Source organism: Cyclobacterium salsum (assembly GCF_010119245.1).
GTDB classification, from domain to species: domain Bacteria; phylum Bacteroidota; class Bacteroidia; order Cytophagales; family Cyclobacteriaceae; genus Cyclobacterium; species Cyclobacterium salsum.
This window is the reverse complement of record NZ_WNKG01000001.1, coordinates 367,788-387,157: the sequence shown is the minus strand read 5'-3', so window position 1 is coordinate 387,157 and position 19,370 is coordinate 367,788. Positions and strand designations below refer to the sequence as shown.

The following is a 19,370-nucleotide window of genomic DNA, read 5'->3' as shown; positions in this document are numbered from 1 at the left end:
TTTTGGTCATTTATCCTGCTAAAGCGGTTGTTTACCGGAACCAATGGGGCAATTCCCTTCATCTATGTAAATTTACCAAATGGGCAATACCTTATTACAGCAGCATCCGGGAAAAGGAGAGTTGTTTTTCCAACTCATCCTGCATGCATTGGTCTTTAGTTTTTATACCATTGACAGACATCATCCGGACGTGTTGTACACCTTCGAGACCTATCATTTTATTTTTTTTATTAATTACACCTGGGCCAATTTGTTGATTAGCTATGTTTTTCTGCCCCGCTTTTTTTATCCCAAAAGGTATACCCTCTTCGCATTATTGACTTTTTTCACCGTGGCCCTGGTCATTTTGATCGAAGAGATGGTACTGGAACGCTGGTTTTTTCCAGATTCCAGGGGCACCAATTTTCCGGGAGTCATTTTTAGTTTGGGACAGGTTTTACCCATCCTGGCCATTCTATCGGGGTTTAAATTTGCCTGGGATGCCCTGCTAAAACAGCGTCAATTGGATGAATTAAAGGCCATGGTGCGAGAGAGCGAACTAGCCTTTCTGAAATCTCAGATCAATCCGCATTTTTTGTTTAACAACCTGAATAACCTGTATGCCTACGCAGTAGAAGGATCAGCGAAAACGCCGGAAATAATTCTGGAACTGAGTTCAGTGTTGCGCTATATGTTATATGAGTGTCGGGAGGCTTCTGTGCCCTTACTTAAAGAAATCGATCATCTGAGAAACTTCACGCAATTGTACGAGTTGCAAATTGAGGATAGGGGAAAAGTGTCTTTTCAGGTAGGAGCTGTTCCGTCAGATTTTAGGATTGCCCCTTTGATATTAAATGTATTTATTGAGAACGCTTTCAAACACAGTCAAGCCGGTCAGTCGGAAAAAATCCGGATAAGTATTCACCTGGAGGTAAATGAAGAAGGCCTGTTAACATTTAACTGTCAAAATAATTTTCTTTCTGAAAATGAGACGATTTCCAGTGAAACGGGGATTGGCTTGGTAAATGTTCGCAAAAGACTAGCTTTGCTCTACCCGGACAGCCATGAACTAAGTATTCGCCAAACCGATACCGATTACCATGTATCCCTTTCCCTTCAGCTTCGAAAGCCATGAATTGCATCATCATAGAAGATCAACCCCCTGCCCAGCGCATTTTAAAGAAATACCTGGATGAGTTGGGTACCTGTACCCTGGCAGGAACGTTCAGCGATCCGGTAAAAGCCATGGCTTTTTTGCAACAGGAGCCGGTAGATTTAGTGTTTTTAGATATTCATTTACCCAAGATGTCGGGTATCGAATTTCTTAAAAGCCTTCCTTTCAAACCAAAAGTTATCCTGACCACGGCTTATCCTGAATATGCGCTGGAAGGCTATGAATTGGATGTGGTCGATTACTTATTAAAACCCTTTTCCTTCCAGCGTTTTGTGAAAGCCATAGGAAAGGTTTCCAGGCAGGATTTTTCACAAGAAACCCGGATCTATGATGCAAAGAAGGAGTGCTTTATCAAGGTTGGGTACGAACATATACGGATCGTCTTTGAGGATATTCAGTACATCATGGCCGATGGAGACTATTGTGAAATTATCCTCTCAGAAAAGAAATACCTTTCGGCCGAACCCTTAAAAAAATGGGTGGAAATGCTGGATGAAGGCGTTTTTATCCGGGTGCATAAATCCTTTGTAATCAACAGTACGGAAATTAGTAAGATCAGTGGAAATCAGGTATTTATGAATAGTGGAAAAGTAATTCCGTTGGGCAGGGCTTATAAAGAGACTTTCATTAATCGGTTCTTACGTTAGGTTCTAAAAAGTGGCTTACATCCTTTGACTTCAAAAAGAAAGGGTCAATTTGAAGATTCCTGGCTTTCTTCATTTCCTTTTTCCACCTTTTCTTCTACTTCAGCATTTTCTTCCGCATCGGTATTTTCTACCTCTTCTGCCTCGGTCGAATCCGGTTCAAAGGTTAGTTCGACCCACATGGGAAAATGATCCGAACCAATCGGCTCCAGTTTTTCAATATGAACCAATCCGAAGTCGTTGGAATAAAACACATGGTCTAAGGGATACCTTAATAGAGGTAGAAACACACTGTAGGTATTGAAAAAGCCCCTGCCCTCCCGGGGGTCTACCAGCTGGCTATACTCCCGGAATAAGGTGGATGTTTTGGACCATCCCACATCATTCAAATCACCGGCAACCAGTACCGGACGCGGATCTTCTTTGATCATTTTGCCAATGATCAGCAGTTCGGTATCCCTCTCATAGGTATCCGAACCCGGTTTGGGAGGTTCCGGATGCACCCCAAAAAAATCAAATTGCCCCCCATTGGGTAACTGAATCTTGGCGAAAATGGAAGGAATGTTGTTTTCAACCAAATAATTAACCTTTCCATTTTTAAGCGGAAACTTGGAAAGGAGAATCATGCCATAGGTATTGTTCAGCGGTTCCTTTATCGTGTGCGGATATTGCTCGTCGAGGTTTATTAGGGCCTTGGTCCAGAGAAGGTTTGGCTCCGTCAGTAATATTAAATCAGGATCCCTGGAGGCGATTAACTTTTTTAGTTTTTCAAAATCCTGGTTTTCCATTAGCACATTGCTGAGCAGGAGGGAAAATTTCTGATTTTCATCCGTAGCTCTTTTAGCCGTTGGGGCTACTAAGGGGGTAAAGCTGATGATTTTGCTGACCTGGTAGAATAGGGATGCTGCCAACAAGACCATAAAAACAGTCTGGAACCAGCGTTTTTCCCTGCGAAGGAAAAAAAAAGTCAAGATTATGGCCAGCAAGCAGAGCACCGCCATTTGTACCCTTGGAAAATCAAAAATCCGGATCCACCAGGTGCCCGTTTCTATTAAAGGCAAGGCAGAGGCCAGGATGACTAAAAAACCAAAGATGATAACGATGTATTTCATTGGGTTGCTGGATTCGGAACGGGTTTTTTCAAGGATAGCTGCAATTTCCTTACCAGATTTCTCAGGGGCCAATCCCCGATTCAAGAAACGTCAATCCAATTCTTTGATCATAATATTTTTAAATACGACTCCCTGTCCTTCCGCCTGCAATCCGATATATCCTTCTGTCAAGGGCTTACCATCTACCTTTAGCGCTGGATCATAGCGATTGGCCACACCACCACCTATCTGGGGCATTGTGTATTCCAGCACCTGTTTCCCATTCACCTTGTGTACGACCAGAGAATCCTCATAAACGATCAATTCGGCATGGACCCATTCCTCCCATGGAATGGTGGGAGAGGTGGAGTTGATACAGTGGCGGGGATCCATTTCTCCCTGGTAAAAAACCTCAGTGCCCGGGGAGCACATATTGCCTGTGGGTCTTGGATTTCCGTCTTCTGCATCGGCGAGCATCTGGTATTCGACAGAAATCGGCCAATCTTGCTCCTTGAGAATGCTCTCGGGGGATTGGGAATGGAACATGACACCGCTGTTTCGGTAGGTATACTCCGGGGCATCCTCCATCCACTGATCGGTAAATCGATAATCAAATTTGAGATGGAAAGATGAAAACGGTTTTTCATAAAAAAGGTGACCATAGCGTTCGTCGAAACGGGTGTAGTCGTTATAATTTACCTGAATTTCACCGTCCACTACCCGAAACGTGTTGGCGTAATTCTCTCCGGTTTCATGGTGGTGAAATTTGGGAATCCATCCTTGCAGGTTTTTGCCATTGAACAGGCTTTGCCAGCCGTCGGTCTGGGGCTTGGTACGTTGGGTAGGTGTAAAAGCATAAATCAAGACGCAAAAGCACGCCACCACGAGCAGTATCAATGCCCTGGAAAAAGATTGGGATAAGGGTATGCTTGTTAATTTCATGATTTTTGGTTTACGTTCAAATCGGGCTTTTTGGTACTGATAGTAAAATCCTAGGGCACTAGGTTTTCCTCCGGAATGGAAAATTGGATCGCTCCCGTTTTACGGTCCAGAAAAGCAGTAGCGATGCCTACTTTACCGGATTGTATCGCTTCGTTCAGCCAGGAGCTTTCTTTCAGAATCTTGGATTTGGATAGGGTTAGGTTGAAAAGCGTGATTTTGTCAGTCAGTTCGTTTAGATTATTTTCTTTTAGTTCGTCCGCCGCATATACGCCTGCATGGAAGGCAGGTTCTAAAAGGAAACTAATCGGGTTTTCAGGATTTTTGACTTGCTGGATCAGGGCATGTTTGATCAATCTGTTTTTATTATTTCCCAATAGCAGAATTAGTTTGGCGCCTTGAAAGGAACAGGCCATCTCTGATGTTTGGATGAGGTTTTTGTCCAGCAGGTTGGCAGCGGCTTTTAGGGGTATTAAGTCACCGATGCCGGTATTCAATAGCATGTTTAGCGGTTCACGCATGTCAATACAATTAATAACTACAGCTAAGGGTGCGTCCTTGATAAAGTCCAGTAATTCCTTATTCCGGAAGCGACGGGAGACCAGATTCCCATCTACGTAGCGTTTGTTTCCATCACGAAGGTAATTCAATACATCTTCCGGTGTAATCAGTTCCTTCTTGGGAAGCAGCACATTGGTTTCCATTTTAATATCGCTTTTGGGCTTGTAACTTTCCCGAAGCCCGATAACATTTACGTCAATTTCATTTTCCTTTGCGAAGGTATTTTGAAAGTCGTTCAGAATACCTAACACGTCCCGATCAATATAGGAAGAAAAGGTGGCATCGATGATTACTTTGGATTTATGGGGAAGGTTCCAGAGTGTTCGCTTGATAGCCGGTTTATTTAAAAATGAAACTTCATTGGAAAGCTCCAGGCGTATGGATTTCTTTTTGTTTGACTTGCTGGTTTCTTCAATAAAAAACGGATTATAGTAATTTCCCCTCAACAGAAAGAAAACGCTTGACGCGGTACCGATGAGTACACCAAGTAATACATCGGTAAGCAAAATACCCAAAACCGTGACCACAAAAGGTATAAATTGGGAAAGTCCTTTCTTAAACATGTCTTTAAACGTGCTGATCGAGGCCAGTTTGTAACCGACGACCAACAAAATTGCCGCCAGGGATGCCAGGGGAATTTGATTGATTACGGAGCTTAGAAAAAGAACACTTGCGGTCAATAACAAACCATGCAGGATGGTTGATAGTTTGGTTTCTGCTCCTGCTTCAATATTGACCGAACTACGCACAATTACGGAAGTGATGGGAATGCCTCCCAAAAGCCCCGCCAGGGAGTTACCGATTCCCTGGGCAACCAGTTCCCGGTTAGGAGGGCTGCGTCTTTTATGGGGATCGAGATTATCCGCCGCCTCTATGGCGAGAAGCGAGGCGATAGATGCAATCAAGGCGATGGTAAAGGCATAGGTCCAAACCTGAAAACTAACTATGGCCCCGAAGTCTGGAAAGGTGATCACCGAAGACCATCCATCTACTTCAGGTATATTGACCAATTGGATTCCGTCCAGGTAAAAAGCAGGAAGTAGAAATTTAAAAATCGTATTTATCACCACGCCCAAGATAACCACCATCAGGAAGGGAGGGAAGAGTTTGATTTTCTTCAAAAAGGTTTTGTCCCAGAATATCAGTAAGGCAAGGGAAAATATCGTTAGAAACACCGCTCCGGGTGAAAAGGACTGAACCACCTGGTTAAAATCTGGAAAACCAGTTGTCATTAGCGTAGTGAAATCCATGCCTTCGGAATCTTCTTTCACGCCGAATGCGTAGGGGATCTGAGCAAAAACCAAGATAAGTCCAATAGCAGCAAGCAAGCCCTTGATGATGCTGGTAGGCATGTAATCTGCAATTAGTCCAGCCTTGAGTAGGCCAAATACCAATTGTAACAGGCCTCCGATAAATAAGGCAAGAAGGAATATTTCAAAACTATCCAGCTTATTGATGGCAACCAGCACCACAGCGGATAAACTAGCCGCCGGGCCGCTGACACTGACCTCAGACTTGCTGATCGCTCCAATTACCACCCCGCCTATGATACCGGATATTAAACCTGAAATCAAGGGCGCACCGCTGGCCAACGCGATGCCCAGGCATAAGGGAAGTGCTACCAGAAATACGACTATTCCGGCCGGAATGTCTTTTCCCGGGCTGCTGAATACAGAGCGGCCAATATCCTCAATGTGCCGATTTTCGATCAATTGTTTGAATGGTTGGTTTTTACTCAAAATGGAAAAATTTGAAGGGTTCGAATTTCCTTAAGCAAACATAAACTTTATTTTCTATAATTTCGTCAATCCGAACCGAATGATTGGTTGGCTTTATCGGGTAGCTTCTCCTTGTCCTAATGGTTAACCTTTACAGATAACTACAATTAAAGTATGGAAATCAGTAATTTCCCTATCTTTGGTCAGGCTTTTACCCAACCGGCTATCCTATTATGAATAGAACGTTAACAATCACCTCGATTTACCTGATTTTTTTAATATTTTTCCATAGCAGGTCGGTGCTTTCTCAGGATGATCCCTTTGTATTTGGCGACCCGCTGCCGGATGCTCCCGAGCTGGCCTATCGAGGTGCCTATCAGGTAGGGGTTCAGACACTGGAATTACTTCACAAAAATCAGCCGGACATCCTGAATTTTACCGAAAATGAGCGTCCGGAATACGACCGGCCACTGACAGTGGAAGTTTGGTACCCGGCTAGGAAAAGCCCGGATGGCCAAAGCGTAACCTACCAGGATTATCTAGGAAGTCCCAACGATCCGGATCGTCCGCTGGAGCCTTTTTCCTTTTCTGGCCGGGCCATTCGAAATGCTCCTCCCAATCAAAGCGAGGGGCCATTTCCCCTCATCATTGTTTCACACGGGTATCCGGGTTCCAGGTTTCTGATGACTTACCTGACCGAGAATTTGGCTTCCAAAGGCTATGTGGTGGTGGCGATTGACCATACCGAGTCTACGCATGCGGATGCAGGAAAATTTGCCAGCACGCTCTATCACCGGGCGCTGGATGATTTCTTTGTTTTGGATGAAATGGCCCGGTTAAATGAATCTGGTTCAGACCATTTTTTATCTGGGATGGTAGATGCCGAATCCACGGCCTTGGTAGGGTATTCCATGGGAGGATATGGGGTGTTGAACGCAGGGGGAGCAGGCTATTCTCCCGGTTTCGTACAGACTTTTTCTCAAATGACCGGAGGAAGTAAAAAGTTAGCCGAACGCAGCCTTGCTGATCCTGCCTACGTAGGGACCGTAGATCCCAGAGTAAAAGCGATTGTGGCGTTTGCACCCTGGGGCATGGCGCGAGGCGTATGGAATGCAGAAGGACTCGAAAACCTTAGGATCCCTACTTTCCTGATTGCCGGAAGCGAGGACGATATTTCGGGTTATGAGGAAGGAGTAAAAGCCATTTATGATGGAGCCATCAACGCGGACCGGTACCTGCTGACGTACCTAAATGCCCGGCATAATGTAGCTCCCAATCCGCCGGTTTCTACGGACCTGGATCAGCCCGATTACATGCATTACAGTGAGCCGGTTTGGAAGGAACGACGAATCAATAATATCAATCAGCACTTTGTGTCTGCCTTTTTAGGGCTTCACCTTAAAGGGCTGGATTACGAATCATTTCTCGATTTGCCAGAGAATTCTTTGGAGGAAACCTGGGAGGGTTTTGTGCCCAGAACGTCCATTGGACTGGAATTAAGGCATGCCGAGCCCTGATCTTAGCGCTGAGATAGCTGAGATTTCGTCGTTAATTTCCGACCATTAGTTTATTTTGGGAATCATTACTACCCGTTTCAATTATTTTTACCTGAAGGACATCCTGCTCCCTTTCTCCCAGGTCAATGGCCACATGAACCAGGTGTTTCCCTTGTGGAAGCGGGCAGGAAGCTTCCCTATTTTCAAAAACGAGCCATTTATCACCCACCCAAGCCATTAGGCCGTTCGCTGAATTAACCTGTAAGGAAAGTTTCCCTTCACGGAGTACTTCTACCTCAAACTGCACCAGCCCCATTTTTCTACCGTCAGGCGTTGTAAAAGCCGGAATTTCGTTAAGGGGTAAGCCTCCGGCCACCATGCTGTAAAGGGGTAGGCTGCCCTTTTCAAAAGGAGGGAGGCTCGATGTTCCTACGTTATCTTTGGAGGGAAGCTTGTTTATTTCCCCGGAATCTGTTACCGCCAGCCAGCTTCGAACCATTTTTTCATTGGTCACCCGAAAATCTCCCGAACTTCCCAGTTTGGCCAGGTACCCCACCAGATTGATAAATTCATCCTTTTCCAGACTTGCCGTCAGGCCGGGAGGCATCAGCGAACCAGGGACATTTTCCCGATTAGCAACCTGGCTTTTGGGAAGGGAAATTTCCGATCCCGACATGTCACGCATGATTAACTCCTCAGAGCCATCACTTACCAGATAGCCCATTATCCCTGTTCCATCCGTCTTATTCACCCGTTGGAGTTCGTACCCCTCCTTGACCGATTCGGAAGGATCCAACAGGGATTGAATGATATTATCGATAGGGGAGCTGGTACCCAGCGAACTCAAATCAGGACCTAAGCGGCCGCCGGCACCTCCAAGGGCATGGCAATTTTGGCACATAAGCGATTTTCTGCGGTAAATGCTTTCCCCGATGACCGGGTCCGCTTTTGTCTTAACCTCCTGGGCCAGGGCGTACACCTGATTGGCATCCAGTTTTTGCGGCATGCGCTCGGGGGGTAAAACCCCACCCGATGCTTCCAGTGCAGAAAGGAGTTCCCTGGCAGCCGGACTGCTTCGTCGTTGCCAGGGAATGTAGCGTTGCATGGCCTTTCTTCCCTGCAGGGCCATGGGGTCAGGAATTTTCGATTCTTTTAGCTTTTCCGCAAGGGCCACGGTTCCCTGCTCGGTGTTCATAAAGGCACCGAATAATTCTCCTGCTGCGGCTTCCGAAATCTCTTGATGCCAAAGAGCTATCGCTAAGGGAAGTGCTTCCTCGGGCTTTGCTGCGGCAAGCTCGATAAGGGCCAACACTTGTGTTTTTGGCTTGGCGGTGTTGGTAGCGAAGGCATAAAGTGCTTGCTCACTGGACTCGCCTCCCATTTGTGCCAACGCTTTCAGTGCCGCTTTCCGCACAGGTTGACTTCCCTGATTTATTAACTGTATTACATGCGCTCGTAATTCCACTCTTTTCCAATGGCCGGCCAGGAGTAAGCCTTTGCTGATCAGCTCTTCGTCTTTTGATTCAAGTAAGGGTTCAAGGCCCTGTCCTGCATTTGACGGCGAAAGGTCTCGTTGCTGCGAGGCCTGAAACAAGGCATCCAATGCCTGTAGTTGCTCGGACTTTTTAGTGTCTGCTAAGAGAGCCTTGGCAAAAATGATGGCCAATTCCCTTTCGGAGCCATACTTGCCTAGGGCTTGTAATACCTGTTCCCGCGATGACTGTGGTATTTTATTTTCCTCATATAATTGACCGAGCAAGGAAATGGCCCTAGGATCACTGACTGTCTGCAGCGCGAAAACCGTTTTCGATATATCTCCAAAGTAATCTGGATTTTGCAAAACCATTGGCAGCCAATTCTCGCTCAATGCTTTCACGGTATTCCAAAGGGCAAATTCCAGATTGGTATCCATCTCCTGATCCAGAGCATTGAGCGCAAGAGCAGCAGCATCGACTTCATTTACCTGCTGCAAAGCAACCACGGCTTCCAACCTGACTTCCGGATGGTTATCTCTAATGGCACTCTTTAGGTATTGCAGGTGATCCGGTACCTGATCTCGCCAGTGGGTCAATACCCTAATTGCCGCTGCCCGGGCTCCGGGATCCTTGGCCTGTAGTACTTTTTTAAGTAGAGGAAGGGAAGGGCTGCCCATGACCTGGTAAACCCAAAGTCCTTCCAATAGATGGTGTTCGAAATCAGGATCTGCAGAGGACAGGTTTTCCAGCCATTTTTCCAGTTCAGGAAGGACCGCTGATTCGGGTTTTGATTTAAGTAATAGCTTTGCCTGTAGGCGCGTTCCACTTTCCTTTGCCTTCAGGGCTTCTAAAAGTGCCGGAATCTTCATTTTATCCAGCTGGGGTTTTGCTACCAGGGGGCTGTTCTTTCTGGTAATCTTCCATATTCTGCCATGCTGCTGATCTCTTCTTGGATCGTGAAAGTCCACCTCCCCGTGTTGGATGATGGGATTGTACCAATCGGCTACATAAATGGCCCCGTCCGGACCCTGCAAAATGTCCACCGGCCGGAAACCAATGTGGTCGGTCCACAAAATGTCTTCCTCCTGCGTGGAAATAAACCCGCTGCCCCGCTCTTCCAGCGTAAACCGGTTAATGCGATTGGCACGGAAATCATTGGTAATAAGGCTTCCCTGCCAATCCGCTGGCAAATGACTGCCGGAAACAATATCCAAGCCACTGTGTTTGGGTTGACCGGGGTTTAAGCCTCTTAAAACCCGGTCAGCTCCGGGAGCAGTGACGAAGGTTGCTCCCCGAAATGCATGGTTAATACCTTCCGTACCTGCTCCGTCGGTAAGAAACGCCCTTCCCCATTTATCAAACTGTAGCCCCCAGGGATTGATCAGGCCCCGGGCAAATACCTCCAGTCGACGGGTCTTGGTATTATACTGCCAAACCCCACCCCCCTCAAGCCGGCGGATTCCCCAGGGAGTTTCCACATGGCTGTAGATGTAAATCGACTGATTGAAATACATCAGTCCATCCGGTCCCCAGCGGAAGGTGTGGATGAGATGATGGGTATCACCGGTTCCAAAACCCGAAAGGATTTTTTCCTTTACATCGGCCTTTCCATCTCCATTGGTATCTTTTAAATGCAATATCTCCGTGGAATTGGCCACATAGACCCCGCCGTCACCAGGAAGAATTCCCGTAGGCGTAATCAGCCCTTCTGCAAAAACCGTAGCTGTATCGGCATTTCCATCTCCATTACGGTCCTCCAAAACAATTATTTTATCATTGGCCGTTTCCCCTGGTTTTAAGTGTGGGTAAACCGTGCTGCTAACTACCCAAAGCCTTCCTTTTTCGTCCCAGTTCATTTGAATGGGCTTGACCACCATGGGATCGGAAGCAAAGAGATTCACCTCAAAACCATCGGCTACCTGGAACATGTCCATTTGTATTTTGGGATCCGGGGAGGGGATATCCCGCAAGGCATTTTGGGCCAGGAGGCCTTTTCCACCCCATAGCAGCAGGTAAGTTATAAACACTATTTTAACGATCTCGTTCGGCTTAATACCGGAACATAGGAGGGAATCGTATGGGGGAAGCATCGGATAACTATTTTTCATCGGGATTGATTGTCAATTTTTTTCTAAAAAGCCGCTTTTTCAGGGCAAGGGCTCCAAGGTGAAATGCAGCTCTTTCGGATATTTGGCGCGGTTTATTTTTCCATCCAACCAAAAAACCAAGGCATCAAGGGATTCCAGTCCTGCTTTATGCCTGCCTTGCTCGTAGGAGCGAAAACCCAGGATATAGGTTCTGTTTTGTGGCCGGTATTGTTGAAAATAAATTTTGTCTTTTTCGCGTATCTGATCGAGCAATTGTTTTCCAGCCGGGGAAAGATCTATTAAAAATCCCTCGTTCCAGGTACGGTGATCGGCTACCGCCAGCAGCTGCCCATCCATAAAAAGCTGATAATAGCCTTTTTTCAAGCCTTGGATACGGATTTTCGGACCTTTAAAGGAATCCTGAGAGACAAGTTGGGGTAGGCCATTATTAGTTTGAATAAATTCCAGTTCGCCTGAACCGGAGTCAGCACTCAAAAGTTTCCCAGGGTTCGGGGAACTGAGGGAATTTTCCCTGATGTCTATCAGGATTTCAGTAGGTTCTGCGTGCGGCAGTCCCATTTTTTCTCCCAGTGTTTGGGCGAATAACAGATAGCCCTCCGAGTTCAGGTGAACCCCATTGGGCTCCCAAAGATCCGCTTGGTTTTGTTTTTGAAAGGCTTCAAAGGCATCCAGAAAGGTCAGGTTTCTGCTCGCTGCAATATCGGCCATGCCTTGGTTGTAGGTTTTCAGGTTGGCAGCGTTCTGATTCGTTAACTCTGAATCTTCAGCCATGTATTGGGGGATGGTAGAAATCATCAGAACTTTGGTACCCATGGCATCCAGTGAGTCCAGCAAGCGATTTAATCCCTGTTCAAACTTGCCAAGTCCAACTGAGCCACTTTGCGCCTCAATGCTTCCATAGGCCAGAAAGGCCCAATCTGCCCGGGCAGCTTTTAGTTGGCTGATCAACAGATCAAAGGGACCCGGAGGATTGGTATAATAACTTCTGGCATCGCCAAAAACGGTATCCCCGGACCAGCCCAGGTTTCGAAAGGAGAGGTGCTTTTCCGGATGATTGCTGGTAATCAGGTACTCCAAAAATCCATGGTGTTGCTCGTTCTCCATCAGCGCATTGCCCAGATAAATAATCCGATCGCCATCTTTAGGGTCGAATGTTGGTTGGGAAAATCCGGAGGAACTGAAAGCTGTTAGCAGGAATAGAAAAGTAGTAATTCGGTACATGGGTTTAAATAAGGTCTTGGCCTGAAGCCATTGAATTTGGCCTACAATATAAAAAGGAAGCGTCATTTTCAACTGAAAATTATCAATTATTCCATTACTGGTTCATTACTCCAGGGACAGGGTTGGTTGGACAAATATCCCATGGACTATTTCGATACCCTGAATTATTTTCATTTGGTCAATCCGGCAAACGGAGCTGTGGTGAAAGGGGGGAAAATAGACGATAGTAGCATTTTCAAACAGGGTTATTTTTTTCCCCGAAAGGATAAACCCGTGTTTTTTTCTGATAGGCTTTCGGAAGTAGTGTCCCTAATCCTTCCTGCAGATTCCATCCTTTTTCAGTTTGACGAAAATTTGTCGCTGGTCAACAAGATTAGACTGGATAGGCAGCTACCGGATCAGCTTTCCCGCCTGCCCATGGAAGAAGCGGGAAGAAGTGCTTTTGGAAAAGACATCTCCCTGGGTGGAAGCTTTACCCATATGGCCGGTCAGGGCGATTCATTTATTGTTGAATACAAGACGGGTATAGATCCGGAACAAAACAGGGCAGGACTTAGTCGGGAAGAGCTTGCTGCCGTTATGGCAAGTAGAAAAACCTACTATTACCCCATTAGGAAAGGCAGGCAAATGGGCCAACCGGTTCCCTGGGATAAACCCGGCTTGCTTAAATTAGGACTTGGTGATAACCGGTACCTGCATTATGCCGATCAGGCGGAACTACATGAGGCAGAAAAGGACTACCAGTGTTATTACATTTATGAATTGAGGGCAAAGAACTAGGAATGCGTCATTCCATCGCCTTAAAAAACGATTCGAGGTGCAATTGAAATCCCTTGATCACATTGGATACCACCAGATCTCCTGAAGTAAAAAGTCGGGAGGGATGAAATTTTCCATTGATAAGGGAATAAATCAAAATCGTTTGTTCAATTGGATGAATGATCCAATATTCCTTTACACCAGATTCCTCGTAAACTTCGTATTTGTTTAACAGTTCTTTTCGATTGTTTCCAGGAGAAAGGATCTCTACGATCAAATCCGGGGCGCCAACACATCCGGCATTGTCCAGCTTAACCGGATCGCAAATGACACAAATATCGGGTTGGACTACCGTATATATCGCTTCATTTTTTTTGGAATGCCTGGGCAATCGCACATCAAATGGCGCAGCATAGGTCTCACAGGGCTTGTTTTTGAGGTAATTGAAAAAAGCATTAAAAAGGTGTCCGGATACCTTTTGATGGAGCCTGTTGGGGCCGGGGGACATTTTAAATATCCGACCTTTTATCAGCTCTACCATTTCATCCAGATCCCAATTCAGGTAATCTGCATAGGAATGGTTTTGATAGGCAAAATCGGGTTCTTCTGCTTTTGGCATGACAGCTTTTCTTTTAGGTTATTAAAATAAGAAAATCGCATTTAATTTTTAGAAATATTTTGAATTATCCTGAATAAAAGAAATACCTTGGAAAACAATACCCATCCATTAGATACAATAGATGGATCAGAGAGTTCATGGTTCCGGAAAATCCGAGATAAACGAATCTTTAAAATCAAGCATACAGGAATTAAAATATTCATTTCCTTTTAACCCATCTATTTTTTGATCTTCATAAAAAATTCACTTTGCATTTTAGGATTTTTCTTAGCGCAACTCACCATTTAATAAAAAGGACAGCATATGTGTTTTTCAGCGGAAGCAAGTTTTGGGGCAAGTATTGTTTTGGGAACGATTGGTATAGCCACCATAAAGAAAACCCAAAATCCCCGATATTTGCCCTTTTCAGTTATTCCATTACTGTTTGCACTTCAACAGTTTTCTGAGGGGATGCTATGGATTGGATTGGGAGAACCCGAACATTCAAATTGGAGGTATTTGCCAACGTTGATTTTTTTGGGATTTTCTCAGCTATTGTGGCCATTTTGGGTTCCACTTTCAATTTTATTTCTTGAAGAAAACCCCATGCGGCGAAAATTACTTTCCGTCCTTTTGCTTATGGGAATATCTGTTTCCTGTTATTTTTTATATGGTATGATTGCCTTTGATTTTTCTGCTGAAATTCACTCCGGACACATTAAATACACACTGGATTTTCCAGTATTTTTGGAAAAATGGAGCGGTGTATTTTATTTTCTCCCCATTGCAGCAAGCCCCCTTATAGCAGGGAGGAAGGGCGTAAGGTTTCTGGGGTTTGCAGTACTTGTATCCTTTATGGTCACTATTATTTTCTTTTCAGATCATTTAGTTTCCATTTGGTGTTTTTTTGCAGCTTTGTTAAGTATGATGGTTTTTGGAATTATTTCGAGAATCCATAAGGAAACAATTTCCTCCAATTGCTTGCAACATGTAAATTAAGAATTGAAACCATAACCTTAACCAGGAAAATGAGTATTTGTCCGTAAAATTAATTGGTTACAGGATCCTTAAAATTGATTTTTTCTACGGTAATATCTTTCATTTTTGCACTTACCTCAAAGTTTTTAATCGCCTCTATTACGTCATAAGAAATGGCAACCGATTTTGTGCAGTCAATAACTACCTTTGACCCGGGAGGGATTCTGTCTAATTCCTTGATGACACTTGCTTTATTAAAAAAGGAAACCTCTTCGGCAAGAATCAAATGATACACCTTAACCCCCTTTTCATCTGAAATCTCTTCTTTCATATGGTGAGAATTTCGGTAGCTATGATACAGCGAAAAGAACCCCCCAACTATCAGGCCTGCTGCAATTCCTTGCAATAGGTCCGTTAGCAATATGGCCACTACCGTTACAAAAAAAGGAACAAACTGCTCTCTTCCCAATGAATACATTTGCTTGAATAAAGAAGGCTTTGCCAATTTATACCCAACTAAAAACAATATGGCAGCCAAGCTGGCCAAAGGAATCATGTTCAAGACATTGGCAATCGTAATGGCACTGATTAGCAAGAAGAAACCATGTATGATGGCCGACATTTTTGTTTTTCCCCCGAATGCAATATTGGCAGAACTTCTGACAATGACCTGCGTAATGGGTAATCCCCCAACCAGACCGGAAAGGGTATTGCCCAGACCCTGTGCTTTTAGCTCTCTGTTGGTTGGAGTAACCCTTTTATGTGGGTCCAATTTGTCTGTTGCTTCTACGCATAAAAGCGTTTCCAAACTGGCTACAACAGCTATTACCACGCCTATTCTCCATATTTCCGGCATGGCCAGTGCGGAAAAATCAGGAAAGGTAAATTGACCAAAAAAATCGACTGTACTTTCAGGGACAGGGATATTCACCACTTGAGTGCTATTCAAAGAAAAATTCAAAATACCGCTTTGGTAAAGATAGTGCATCAATATGCCAACCAATACCACCACAACGGGCCCCTGTAAAAGCTGAAATAGTTTATGTTTTTTAGTTAATACCATTTCCCAAAGAATCAAAATGGCAATGGATATCGCCGTGATTAACAATGCGCCTGGCGTGATGTTTTGAAAGGCTTTTACGATTTCAGTAAAAGTATTTTCGCCATCGATCTGAGAAAATGCAAAATCTCCCAATACATCTTTATCCCATCCCAACGCATGAGGAATTTGTTTCAAAATGATCAACAAACCAATCCCGGTCAACATCCCTTTAATGACGGATGAGGGAAAGAAATAGGCAATAAAACCTGCTTTGGCAAATCCCAATATAAGTTGTATGATCCCTCCGATGACTACAGAAACCAGGAAAAATTCCCAATTACCCCCCAATTCTTCGACAGCATTAAAAACGATGACTGCCAGTCCTGCTGCAGGGCCACTAACTCCCAAGGGAGAACCACTGGCTATTCCAACTACTATCCCTCCGATAATTCCTGCAATAATTCCTGAAAAAAGTGGGGCTCCAGAGGCCAGTGCTATGCCCAGACATAGGGGTAGGGCTACAAAAAATACAACGATACTGGCCGGTAAATCACGATTTAAGTCCTTAAACATTTCAGCTTTTTTGGGTTATTCAAATTAGTCAATTTGGTATAAACGACAATTTAAAAATAACAAATAGATTTGAAACCAAAAAAAACTGCTTTTTGAGTGTTTAAATAGACAGATTTATATTACCATTCCTTTTTGCTATTACCGGTCGGAAGAATCGTCACAATCAGGTCCGGGGCATTTCAGGTAATCTGAGCGGTAATGATTTTGGTAGGCAAAACCTGGTTCTTATGCGTTAGGCATGGGGCTCTACCTTTCCTTCGTATAAATTTGTAAAAATCTTGCCTATCTTTGAAATCGTTTACGATTTATGTTGATGTATACCTATCCATTTAAATGACTGTTCTCCCGCCTGCAAAGCCAGCTAATTTTTCCCGGGTCACCATGACCGAGTTAATGATCCCCTCGTATGCAAATTTCGGAGGAAAAATACATGGAGGCATTTTGCTTTCGCTTATGGACAAAGTAGCCTATGCTGCCGCTAGTAAGCATTCCGGAGCCTATTGTGTCACGGTTTCGGTAGATACGGTTGACTTTCTCCAGCCGGTAGAAGTAGGGGAGTTGGTTTCACTTAAAGCATCGGTTAATCATGTTGGCAATAGTTCCATGATCATTGGCATCAAGGTCATCTCCGAGAATGTAAAAACCGGCGTGGTAAAACATACCAATACCTGCTATTTTACCATGGTGGCAAAGGGGGAGGACGATAAGCCCACACCGGTGCCTCCCTTGCTTCTCGAAACCCGAACGGATGTTCGGAGATTTGTCGAAGCTATCAAAAGAAAGAGCTATAAAAAAGAGTACGATACCATGTTGCGGAAAATCAAACAAACATGGGATCAGGAAGCTATTTCCTCCTTATTAGAGGGTCAGCGGTGTGAGGTGGCCCTTGAATTGAAAAAATGACTTACCGCGCTTTGCCAAAAACCAGGAAATGCTGAATATTTAAAAACTGACCATTTTTCACCAGTTCAAAACCGTTAGCGGAGAGTTCTTTTCTTACCTGTTTCACGGTCATTTTATGCAAGGGCTTGATGGCGACTTTAGGGTCCTCTCCCCGGTATTCAATCAACACGAGCTTGCCGTCTGACTTAAGTGCTTTTCGCATGTTTTGAAGCATTTCCTGAGGGAATGCCAGTTCGTGGTATACATCCACCATTAGGATCAAATCCAGGCTGCTATCCGGTAAGTTCGGAGACTTCTCTGTTCCATAGACGGGAATAACCTGATCCATATGGAGCTTATCGGCCTTATTTTGGAGGTAGTCAATCGCTTCTTTCTGGATTTCCACCGCATACACTTTTCCATCGGGTACTTTTTCTGCGATACGAAAGGTGTAAAAGCCTGAACCAGCACCAATGTCTGCTACTACACTATTGGGAGTCAGTGGTAGGTTTTCAATAGCCAATTCCGTATTCTCTTCTTCGGATCTTCCCGGTCTTTCCAGCCAGGCCATGCCATGAAAACCCATGATTTGGGATATTTCACGGCCCATGTACCATTTTCCCGATCCATCCCTGCTGGGAGTGTCATAGGTATACGTGGAATCCTGCCCCAATGCAGGATAGCAGGTTGCCAATAGTTGAAACCACAGGAAGGCAATAAATACGATTTTATAGACCATGATTCTAAAACGCAATGAATAAAATTTTGTTTAGGTCTGAACCAGGAGAAAGACTGGCTTTGACTTTAGTTCAAGTTTTATAAACGGCAGTCAATGTCCCCGTTGCTTTTTAAAAAAAACGGAAAGATTAAATCCGGTAGGTTATTGAATAGCAAGTCAGGCAAAATTTATTATATTTAAGAAAAACAAGATGGACTATGTACGGGAAACAGATGATAGGAAGTCTTCTAATGCTGCTGTTGCTTTCCGTTTCACTGGAGGCACAAACGATTGAAGATGGAAAAGCCATTATCCAACTGGTAGCGCAGTATGCGGATGCCAGGGATCGGATAGACACGGTGCTGCTAAAAGATATTATTACCGAAGATATGGATCAATTGGTTTCTTCCGGTGAGTGGCGGTATGGAAAAGTGGCCGCTATCCAGGGAATGAGCGGTAGTTCCCAGGCAAATCCCGGGGACCGCATTCTGAAAGTAGAAAGGGTTCGGTATATGGATGAAAATGTGGGGCTGGCGGATGCCCGATATACGATTAAAAATGAGGATGGTTCCGAACGGAAAATGTGGAGTACCTTTGTCGCCGTAAAGAAAGGAAACCATTGGAAAATTGCTGCTATTCGGAACATGTTGCCCTCCGGAAACTAAAAAAAACCAGCATCCTTTCTTTGTATAAGAGGAATGCTGGTCTAGCAGCTGAATCTTGATTTGAATCAGCCTTTTACTTCTTTTACGACGGCGAGAGCCTTCACGGCGGTTTCCTGAATTTTGGAATAGTTTTTTTCCTGTAGCAAGGTCTTGCTTACCAATTTACTTCCCATACCCACAGCGCAAACGCCTGCATCAAACCAGGCTTTGATGTTATCTTTATCCAGGGAAACCCCTCCGGTAGGCATAAACATCAAATTGGGAAACAATGATTTGATGGCTCCCATAAACCCGGGACCCAGCATATCACCGGGAAATAGTTTGATCATTTTGGCTCCCATATTTTCTGCCTTGATGATCTCAGAAGGGGTCATGCACCCGGGAATCCACAACATTTCGTGTTGGTCGGCTACTTCAGCAACTTCCTCTACCAGCCCCGGGCAAATGATAAAATCGGCTCCGGCCGCTATGTAGGTTGAGGCCATTTCCTTGTTTTTTATGGTACCAATCCCCAAAAGAAGGTCCTTCATTTCACTGTCCCGCAGCGCAACCATTTTCTTGAAATTGGCCAGCGCTGCCTCGCCGCGATTGGTGTACTCCACCATACGAATCCCAGCTTTGTAAAGGGCTTTTAACACCTCCAGGCTTACCGTTTCGTCTTTATCGAAATACAGGGGAAGGAGCGCTTGCTCCGGTATTTTTTTTAGAATTGATTCTTTTTTGTTCATAATGGTTTGGGTAAATTATTC

16 protein-coding genes are annotated in these 19,370 nt (G+C 44.7%); 7 read left to right on the top strand and 9 right to left on the bottom strand.

Annotated elements, in window-relative coordinates:
• Positions 1–79: 79 nt before the first annotated feature.
• Both GJS45_RS01525 and GJS45_RS01520 read left to right on the top strand, forming a co-directional pair.
• The gene (locus GJS45_RS01525; RefSeq protein ID WP_162339677.1) at positions 80–1,114 is read left to right on the top strand and encodes a sensor histidine kinase; all 1,035 of its coding nucleotides are present in this window, start codon (positions 80–82) and stop codon (positions 1,112–1,114) included.
• Complete coding sequence (locus GJS45_RS01520; protein WP_162339676.1) at positions 1,111–1,800, top strand: LytR/AlgR family response regulator transcription factor; 690 nt, start codon at positions 1,111–1,113, stop codon at positions 1,798–1,800. The genes GJS45_RS01525 and GJS45_RS01520 overlap by 4 nt, the downstream gene beginning before the upstream one ends.
• 44 nt (positions 1,801–1,844) lie before the next feature.
• On the opposite strand, the gene GJS45_RS01515 is transcribed toward GJS45_RS01520, so the two are convergent.
• The 3 genes from GJS45_RS01515 to GJS45_RS01505 form a co-directional block, all read right to left on the bottom strand.
• Positions 1,845–2,909 (bottom strand): endonuclease/exonuclease/phosphatase family protein, encoded by a 1,065-nt coding sequence (locus tag GJS45_RS01515; protein ID WP_162339675.1) that lies wholly within the window; start codon positions 2,907–2,909, stop codon positions 1,845–1,847.
• A gap of 90 nt (positions 2,910–2,999) precedes the next feature.
• Complete coding sequence (locus GJS45_RS01510) at positions 3,000–3,830, bottom strand: 3-keto-disaccharide hydrolase (RefSeq protein ID WP_162339674.1); 831 nt, start codon at positions 3,828–3,830, stop codon at positions 3,000–3,002.
• Positions 3,831–3,880: 50 nt separating this feature from the next.
• Positions 3,881–6,127: a bifunctional SulP family inorganic anion transporter/carbonic anhydrase gene (locus tag GJS45_RS01505; protein WP_235954537.1), complete on the bottom strand. Its 2,247-nt coding sequence runs from the start codon at positions 6,125–6,127 to the stop codon at positions 3,881–3,883.
• Between the two features lie 212 nt (positions 6,128–6,339).
• Here GJS45_RS01505 and GJS45_RS01500 point away from each other — a divergent pair, with 212 nt between their 5' ends.
• Positions 6,340–7,623 (top strand): alpha/beta hydrolase family protein, encoded by a 1,284-nt coding sequence (locus GJS45_RS01500; protein ID WP_162339673.1) that lies wholly within the window; start codon positions 6,340–6,342, stop codon positions 7,621–7,623.
• Between the two features lie 31 nt (positions 7,624–7,654).
• Here the strand turns inward: GJS45_RS01500 and GJS45_RS01495 are convergent, their stop codons facing one another.
• Together GJS45_RS01495 and GJS45_RS01490 are read right to left on the bottom strand one after the other, a co-directional pair.
• Positions 7,655–11,185, bottom strand: a complete 3,531-nt coding sequence (locus GJS45_RS01495) for a PVC-type heme-binding CxxCH protein (RefSeq protein WP_162339672.1) — start codon at positions 11,183–11,185, stop codon at positions 7,655–7,657.
• 39 nt (positions 11,186–11,224) lie between these two features.
• A complete protein-coding gene (locus GJS45_RS01490; protein ID WP_162339671.1) occupies positions 11,225–12,472 on the bottom strand; it encodes a GDSL-type esterase/lipase family protein in 1,248 nt (415 codons plus the stop codon).
• A gap of 75 nt (positions 12,473–12,547) precedes the next feature.
• Between GJS45_RS01490 and GJS45_RS01485 the strand changes: the two genes are divergently transcribed.
• Positions 12,548–13,186: a hypothetical protein gene (locus GJS45_RS01485; protein ID WP_162339670.1), complete on the top strand. Its 639-nt coding sequence runs from the start codon at positions 12,548–12,550 to the stop codon at positions 13,184–13,186.
• Between the two features lie 7 nt (positions 13,187–13,193).
• On the opposite strand, the gene GJS45_RS01480 is transcribed toward GJS45_RS01485, so the two are convergent.
• Complete coding sequence (locus tag GJS45_RS01480; RefSeq protein ID WP_162339669.1) at positions 13,194–13,784, bottom strand: Uma2 family endonuclease; 591 nt, start codon at positions 13,782–13,784, stop codon at positions 13,194–13,196.
• 303 nt (positions 13,785–14,087) lie between these two features.
• Between GJS45_RS01480 and GJS45_RS24020 the strand changes: the two genes are divergently transcribed.
• Complete coding sequence (locus GJS45_RS24020; protein ID WP_394366561.1) at positions 14,088–14,762, top strand: DUF6629 family protein; 675 nt, start codon at positions 14,088–14,090, stop codon at positions 14,760–14,762.
• 49 nt (positions 14,763–14,811) lie between these two features.
• Here the strand turns inward: GJS45_RS24020 and GJS45_RS01475 are convergent, their stop codons facing one another.
• A complete protein-coding gene (locus GJS45_RS01475) occupies positions 14,812–16,356 on the bottom strand; it encodes a SulP family inorganic anion transporter (protein WP_162339668.1) in 1,545 nt (514 codons plus the stop codon).
• 381 nt (positions 16,357–16,737) lie between these two features.
• Here GJS45_RS01475 and GJS45_RS01470 point away from each other — a divergent pair, with 381 nt between their 5' ends.
• Entirely contained in the window at positions 16,738–17,259 is a 522-nt protein-coding gene (locus GJS45_RS01470; protein WP_235954536.1) for an acyl-CoA thioesterase, read from the top strand.
• A 1-nt stretch (position 17,260) separates the two neighbouring features.
• Here GJS45_RS01470 and GJS45_RS01465 read toward each other — a convergent pair whose 3' ends face one another.
• On the bottom strand, positions 17,261–17,992 hold the full coding sequence (locus tag GJS45_RS01465) for a class I SAM-dependent methyltransferase (protein WP_235954535.1): 732 nt from the start codon (positions 17,990–17,992) through the stop codon (positions 17,261–17,263).
• A 182-nt stretch (positions 17,993–18,174) separates the two neighbouring features.
• On the opposite strand from GJS45_RS01465, the gene GJS45_RS01460 reads away from it, so the two are divergent.
• Complete coding sequence (locus GJS45_RS01460) at positions 18,175–18,621, top strand: DUF4440 domain-containing protein (RefSeq protein WP_162339667.1); 447 nt, start codon at positions 18,175–18,177, stop codon at positions 18,619–18,621.
• A gap of 65 nt (positions 18,622–18,686) precedes the next feature.
• Here the strand turns inward: GJS45_RS01460 and GJS45_RS01455 are convergent, their stop codons facing one another.
• Positions 18,687–19,349 carry a bifunctional 4-hydroxy-2-oxoglutarate aldolase/2-dehydro-3-deoxy-phosphogluconate aldolase gene (locus GJS45_RS01455; protein ID WP_162339666.1) on the bottom strand — a complete coding sequence of 221 codons (663 nt, stop codon included), beginning with the start codon at positions 19,347–19,349 and terminating at the stop codon, positions 18,687–18,689.
• Between the last annotated feature and the right edge of the window lie 21 nt (positions 19,350–19,370).